The 7,446-nt window shown below is 44.9% G+C and carries 5 protein-coding genes; 2 read left to right on the forward strand and 3 right to left on the reverse strand.

Going from position 1 to position 7,446, the window contains the following annotated elements:
• Positions 1 to 82 precede the first annotated feature (82 nt).
• The gene (locus AB1757_19125; GenBank protein ID MEW6129160.1) at positions 83 to 1,936 is read right to left on the reverse strand and encodes a hypothetical protein; all 1,854 of its coding nucleotides are present in this window, start codon (positions 1,934 to 1,936) and stop codon (positions 83 to 85) included.
• A gap of 302 nt (positions 1,937 to 2,238) precedes the next feature.
• On the opposite strand from AB1757_19125, the gene AB1757_19130 reads away from it, so the two are divergent.
• Together AB1757_19130 and AB1757_19135 are read left to right on the forward strand one after the other, a co-directional pair.
• Entirely contained in the window at positions 2,239 to 4,740 is a 2,502-nt protein-coding gene (locus AB1757_19130; GenBank protein MEW6129161.1) for a PIG-L family deacetylase, read from the forward strand.
• 113 nt (positions 4,741 to 4,853) lie between these two features.
• Complete coding sequence (locus tag AB1757_19135) at positions 4,854 to 5,663, forward strand: class I SAM-dependent methyltransferase (protein ID MEW6129162.1); 810 nt, start codon at positions 4,854 to 4,856, stop codon at positions 5,661 to 5,663.
• Positions 5,664 to 5,731: 68 nt separating this feature from the next.
• Here AB1757_19135 and AB1757_19140 read toward each other — a convergent pair whose 3' ends face one another.
• Together AB1757_19140 and ftsY are read right to left on the reverse strand one after the other, a co-directional pair.
• Positions 5,732 to 6,067, reverse strand: a complete 336-nt coding sequence (locus AB1757_19140; protein ID MEW6129163.1) for a DUF4190 domain-containing protein — start codon at positions 6,065 to 6,067, stop codon at positions 5,732 to 5,734.
• A 146-nt stretch (positions 6,068 to 6,213) separates the two neighbouring features.
• Positions 6,214 to 7,266 (reverse strand): signal recognition particle-docking protein FtsY, encoded by a 1,053-nt coding sequence (ftsY, locus tag AB1757_19145; GenBank protein ID MEW6129164.1) that lies wholly within the window; start codon positions 7,264 to 7,266, stop codon positions 6,214 to 6,216.
• Positions 7,267 to 7,446 lie beyond the last annotated feature (180 nt).

A 7,446-nucleotide genomic window follows, 5' to 3' on the forward strand; every position in this document is an offset into this window, starting at 1 on the left:
AATTATGCAGAGGCATTCTCAAACAGACCTCTGATTGTGTCAAGCAGGGAAAGAGATTATTGCTTCATAATGGTGAGGAGAATTATTTCGGTTCAGGGCAATGAATTTGGGTTTTTATTTTTCGGTTGATGAATGAAATCGCCAATAAAGCTATTAAAATTATAAATGCCCCTATGGTGATCAGTTCAGCCCGTTGGCGAACCGGCGTATCGGTGAATTCAAGCCTGAGTTGATATTCGCCGGGGGGCAATTCCAGATTGATTTCTCCAAGCGTTTTGCCGGTTATGATGGGAATTTCGCGATTTTCGATTGAGGCAACCCAACCCGGAAAATTGAAGGTGCGAATTTGTAATTTATCCGATGAATTCAATTTCACTCGCAACAACCGTAATTCCGGTTGCCATTTTTCTATTTGAACTTCTCCGTTAGCGGTTTCATTGTAGCTGGAAGCCAAGGTCGCGCGGTCAATGCGTGGCAAATCTTCAAAAGGAAATTCCGGAGCCTGAATCGGTAGGGTTGCAAAATTCCAATGCTCTTTTTCAGGAATAAAAAGCGGGGCGTAAACCATCGGGCGAATAACCGCAAAAAAACTCAGCGTGGTTCCGCACACGAAAATCAGCCCGGCAAGAAAAACTGCAGCCGTCCGTTCAAAATTTGCCCGGCGTAAAATCCCGCCCGCAATGTGAATACAAGCGCCACCAATCAACGCGCAAATAAAAGTTGCGATGCCGAGCATTCGCCAGGTAAAAACTCCGATTTCAATCCCCGGAATCCATTTACCAATAAACTGCGATGGTTTAACCATCATGAAACTGACAAAACAGCCAATCGCAATCCATGACCAAACCTGTCTTTGAAACGCTTTATTTAAAGTTTTTCGTTCAAATATAAAAAAAATTCCGCACAATAAAATTACAAAAGTTGAAAAAATCCATACGGCATCCAACAGAATAAAGAACCCCCGGTTGCCGTCTAAATAAGGCAAGTCGTGAACAAAAATATAGGTGCCGTGATAGGGCCAGGTTTTCGCTATGTATTCCGAACGCACAAAATGTCTTTCAAGAAAAGCCGGCAACATATACGCCGCTGATAATAACGCGCCCAATCCAATGCCACACCCGACATAAATTAAACTTCGCCAATTTTTTTTGAAATAGGTTTGCAGTAAAACGTAAAGCCCGAAACCCATCGAAAACTGAAAAGCCGTCGGCGGGTGTGACCATAAAAATGCGCCATAGCTTGCGGCAAGCCCAGCCATGTGAAGAAGCGTTGTAGAATTCAAAGTAAATGGCGACTCACGATTTCGCATCAACCGGTCAGCGAAAATCATCATCAAGGGCATCCAGATAAAACCCAGCAACTCGGCGATTGCGCCGCGCTGATACTGGTCAACCAGATGGTATGGAAGCAGAATATAGGCAGCCATCGCAACCGACGCCGCTTTAACTGAAAAATATTCGCGCGCATACCAGTACATCGCTAAACCGGAGGCAATCATTAAGGAGAGATGCGTCAATAAAATTGCGATAATCCAGTTGCTGAATAAAAAATAGAAGAGCGAGGTCAGGTAATAAATCGCCGGGGGATAATAGCTGGTGGTGACGGCTCCGAATCCTAAGTTGGTATCTTCTTCCCAACGCGGATAAATTTTCCCTGCGCTTAACCCTTGATAAAACGATTTCATTTGCTCGTAATGCAGATGCATATCATGAGTGATTGGCATCCCGATTTTCCAGAAGAGACCTTGCGCATCTCGTCGTCCCATGATGTGAAACGGCAAAGCGGTCAACACGGAAAGCCCCAGACAAAGCAATACCACTTTTAATCGGGGTCCAAATCGCTTCTTCGGCTTGGTCTCTTCGAGGTATCTTTGCAGATGAATCTCTTCGATGTTCTCGATAAAACTGCTTTCTATTTCTCGAATTTCTGCTTCCACACTGAGTCCTTAAACGCTTTTGAGGTTATAAACTGGAATGCTACCATAGCGAACATTACCCAGAAAGGAGCTTGATTATTGTTTTTAAAATGACCTGCGCGTGAATAATGAAACTAAAAGCACAAATTTTTGTTTAACTATAGCGGTTTGCAATACGATTTACTGAGGTTGAATAAGCGGTCGTTGACCGCGTCATTGGGCAGTTGCGGTCAAAGACCGCTCTCTCAACAGAGACTGCGTAAACGCTTTTGCAAACTCTATAGACGCCAAGCAATTTGTCAATTTCTTAATCAAAGACGCAAATGAGACCTAAGCAATTATTCATCCCCTTTATCTTTTTACTGATAGTTCAACTCAGTTTTCCCGGCAACCCGATTGCCAAACCGGTTGATATAAATATTTCTTCAAACGATCAATCGGGTCTGGTTGGCTTACATCAGGTGCTTTTAGATTTATCCAACCCCTTTCATGTCGTTGTCGTCGCTCAAAATCCCGATGATTTGGACTACTCAACATTAACCCTTTGTCGAAATAAATTGGGAGCACAACTCACCGTGCTTTTCGCAACCAGAGGAGAAAACGCTAGGCATTCACCTTCCCTTCTATCAAACGAAGCGCGCGCCATAATCAAAACCACGACGGCATTGAATGCTTTGCATAAACTCGGCGCAGATGCCTATTTTTTGGACTTACCGGATGTTGACCCCCACACGACCGTTGAATCGGTACTCAACCGGTGGGATAAAACCCCAGCTTTAAACAAGGTTATTCAAACCCTGCGCTTTTTAAAACCCGATGTTCTCATCACCCATAATAAAATCAATGCCGGCGAAGGGCAGCGTCAGGCATTGGCTCGCTTATTGCTCGAAGCATTCGATGCCGCCGGGGATGAAAAAATTAAAACTGCGCCCGAATCCGGCATCTGGCAAACTCAAAGACTGTTTCAGATTAGCGATGAAGCCGATTTTGATTTGCTGATAAACCTCAATGAATATGACCGGGTTCGTGGTCAGACGATTAAAGAGCTAGCCAAAAGTTATACTTCGTCAGGGAGTCTACCGATAGGTGAAAAACGCTACCTGAAGATCATTCGTTCGGCAGCCGGTGAACGCCCAAAACCGAATGGTTCCCTGCTGGATGGCTTAACCTTACCGAATAAAATTCAGCAATCTCTTACTCTGCCGATTATTAATGGAAAATCTCTGTATGAACTTCCGAGAGAAACGCTAATTGAATCCTTAACCGAAAAGCTTGCAGAAAAACGCGCCGAAGGCGGTCTCGAACAACTCAAGGAGCGATACAATGCCAATTATTTTCGCCTGGTTCGTTTCCGTGAAAATCTGGAACACGCCATTGCTCTGGCAGCGGGAGTTAAATTGCAAGTCCAAATCCAGGATCGGATTATCGCACAGGGCGAACCGCTTAGAGCCAAAATCCATTTTTATAATGGCAGCAATTATCCGCTGGCGATGGTTTTTCATGCGCCGGAACAATTACCGGCAATTGACAAACCGTTGACCTATAAAACTTCTGAAATTCAAAGTGTCGCGCCGCAACGTTTTGCCACTCAGGAAATCAATTTTCCGACAACGCTTGAGACACCAGTGACACTCAAGCGGTCGGAAAATTTAAGAGAACGAAATTTTTATCCGACTTCAAAGTATGCTTTTACCAGTCCTTCGGGAAAAACCCTGTTCGCATTTGCTGAAGTCAATTTAGGTCAAATGGTCATCCCGCTTTCAGCAAGCGATAGCTTTGACATTTCTCCACCGATTGAGATGTCGATAAACCCTCCGAGTTCATTCGTAAAAGACTGGTCGAACCCGCGTGGTGTTGAATTTCTTTTGCGGATTCGCAATCGCGCGAACCAGGCAATCGCGGGCGAGTTATGGGTGGTTTCGCTGGGACTCGTCGCTGAAAATTACGAACCGTTGAGCATCCAATTAGGCAGAGAAGATGAAGAGACGACAGTTAAATTAACCCTCCCCCTACCAATCGCCAAACCGCCAATGTTCACCGATATACTGATTGAACTTCGCCGCGCCCGACCTGCGCCTCCCACACCTCTGGCTACATTGAAAGTTCCGGTTCAACTCTCAAGCATAGAAGTCGAAAACCATATTCGCGTGGGTTACATTGCAACCCCCGATTCGCTACTGCCAATGGCATTGAATTATCTGGGTATTGCGAACGAAAAAATCCCCCTTGACCATTTAAACCTGAGCGAACACAGCTATAAAAATGGTGTGAATATCAATCATTCCTGTCTGCTGTCTGGCAAGTATGACACCATCATCATTGATGCAATGTTGTATAGCGAAAACCTTGACCTGGTGAATCATAACCGCTGTCTTTTGGATTATTTTAAACAAGGCGGCAATCTGGTGGTGCTTTATCAAAAACCGGGTATCTGGAATTCGCCATTAAATCCGGTTCCGGTGTTTCCTTTTTCAATCACTTTATCGAACGACATCATAGAGAGTGCAAATTCAACCATCAGATTGCTCAATCCTGAACATCCATTATTGAACAAACCGAATAAAATTTCCGAAAAGGATTTTGTTGAATGGTCGCCCATCCGAGCGCGGTTTCCGGCGAAAAACCGGGCATCGGAGTATATACCGCTTCTCGAATCGGTTGATGAAAAGGAAAACTCCTCACAAGGACTTTTATTGATTGGCAAAAATCAATCCGGCACCTTTATCTTCGCGAGCCTTGATTTATCTTCGCAATTCCTTTCCTTCAATGAAGGAGCCTATAAACTGTTAGCCAATCTTATAGCCTTTCCACGATATTCAAAATAGACCCGCGGCAAATCATCGAGATATTCGGAACCTGCTCGGTAAAAATATGTCAAGGTATAGTGAATCGGAGTTCATGGGTTCCCTAGCTTGAGGCTAATAGTTAAACTTAACTTATGAGTACGGAAAAAGAATTAGCCTATCGCTATGATCTGTTTATTGCCCCTGATTGGCGTGAACGATTTGATGAAATCGTTAATGCTAATGTGAAATTACCTACCGATGGACGCATTCTCGAAGTGAATTGTGGAACCGGCGCTTTTGCCATCGACCTCGCCGAACAGATGCATGGGAATGGCGATGTCATTGGCGTGGAAACCAGCGAAGAGCTTTTGGAAATCGCTCGCGCCAAAGCCCAGATAAAAAAATGCGAGGATGTAACTTTTGAATCAGCCAATATGTTTGATTTGCGATTTGCCGATAAAGATTTCGATGCGGTTATCGGTGATGCTTCACTGCTAAGACCTGCACAAATTGAGTCGCTTCTGAAAGAGATGATTCGGGTCGCTGAATTTGACGCTCCGGTGATTTTAAAATTGATCACCTATGGGAGTTTTGATGAATTCTTTTCGATTTATTGGGAAGCCTTAATGAATGCCGGAATCGTCGAAGCGGTCTGGAGCGAACTCGAAAAATTGATTCAGGAAAAACCTTCGGTAGAAGCCATTGAAAAGCTAGCGAAAAAGCACAACTTGAAACAGGTCGTCAGTATCACCGAAAAGCAGGTATTTGAATTTGAAAATGCCAAAGCCTTCCTCGAATCACCAATCATTAAGGATATTTTTTTAAGTCGCTGGCTGGCTATTCTTCCTGAAAATCAACGTCAGGAAATTTGTGAAAATATTATTGCGATTATTGACCGCGACCGTTATCACAACGCTTTCGATGTTTCAATTAAGGCGACCGTTATAAAAGGGGTGAAGTGAAACTTTCCGTCTTAACCCGCTCAATTTCATCTGGTGGATTTATATCGAATAGCGGTTTGCAGACCTGGTTAGCGGATAAAACCGGCATTCATAAAATAGATAATGTAGGAGGATTGGGCTACTAAACTGATCACCCCGATGACAATTGCAGCCGTCGCGTACCCTCTGCCTTCTTCAACATTGGCTCTCACCAATTGCTTGCGCGCACTGATGGCTAAAAAGATTGCCACGGCTCCCAGGATAACCCCGACGCCGATACAGAAAAAACTGGCGAGGGAAAGCAGCAGCGCGTTATTGGCACGGGAACGCGCTTTATCAATTTCGTAGAAGAGCGGTTGTTGAGTTGAAAATTTTCGGGATTTCGCCGATTCCGGTTCTATGAGTCTGCCAGTCGGAGAGTACATTGTACCGACACGCGCCCCGCAATTTGTACAATTCGCCAACCCAAAGCTGAGCGGCATCCCACATTTCGTGCATAACTTCTCAGGCATATGTCGAAAACCAGACCTTGTATTAAAAATCAAAACTGCTGAGAAATCTCCAACCCTTGCTATTTAAACAAGCCATTAATATAGGCTTCGGGTGAAAATTCAATCAAGTCATTCATCTGTTCACCGACCCCGACATAGCGAATCGGAATTCCGAGGTCTTTGGCGATGGCAATCACGATGCCGCCTTTCGCCGTGCCATCAAGCTTGGTCAACACCAACCCGGTTACCGGCATCGCTTTGGAAAATTGGCGAGCTTGTTCCAAGCCGTTTTGCCCGGTTACGGCATCAATAATGAGCAGCACTTCATGCGGCGCTTGTTGAATTTCCCGACCGGCGATGCGACGCATTTTTTCGAGTTCCTGCATCAAGTTCAATTTGGTGTGTAACCGACCGGCAGTATCAACAATTAAAACATCGGCGTTGCGGGCTTTGGCGGCATTAATCGAATCGAATAAAACCGCCGAGGGGTCGGTGCCGGGTTTTTGTTGAATCAAAGGGACGCCTGAACGTTCAGCCCATATCGCCAACTGGTCATTGGCAGCGGCGCGAAAAGTATCTGCTGCGCAGATCATCACCTGATTGCCTTCGGATTTAATGCGGTGCGCCAACTTTCCAATGGTCGTGGTTTTGCCCACGCCATTTACCCCGACAATCATCATCAAATAAGGCTTAATGTCCAGCGGAACTTCGGTTTCCGAAGCAACGGTGCCACGTAAACGGTGTTTCTCGGCATTGTCGAGAATGGCGCGGAGTTCATCTTTAATCAGTCGTTTGAGTTCATCAATGTCATTGAGTTGTTTTCGCTGAACCTGTTTGCGCGCTTTATCAATAATATCCAACGAGGTTTGCACACCGATGTCTGCGCCAATCAAGGCTTCTTCGAGTTTATCCAAAACATCTGCATCAATTTCACGTTTGCCGGCAAATACCACATCCAATTTGTCCGCGATGTTTTCTCGCGTAGCGGCAACCGCGTCCTGAATTTTTTCAAAGATGTCGGTTTCGGGTCCTTCATCTCGGCGTTCGGCAATTTTTAATTCTTCGGCGGTCGCCTCGCGGTTTAGCCCCAGCGTAATAATGTCGTCGGTTTTTTTACGTTTCCAAAATGCCATTGATTCTCCAATTATTGCTTATAAAAAAATTTCAACCTGAAAAACTTTATGAACTATGTACATGACAAAAGTTGAGTAACTTGTCGAAACGCAATCTGTTGGAAGCGATCCCAGAGATTGCATAATATGCGCCGCAAATGATTCAAACCAGACCGAAAAATACTCGTCGCCTTCCGCCCA

It is taken from the genome of Acidobacteriota bacterium (assembly GCA_040754075.1).
Taxonomy (GTDB): domain Bacteria; phylum Acidobacteriota; class Blastocatellia; order UBA7656; family UBA7656; genus JBFMDH01.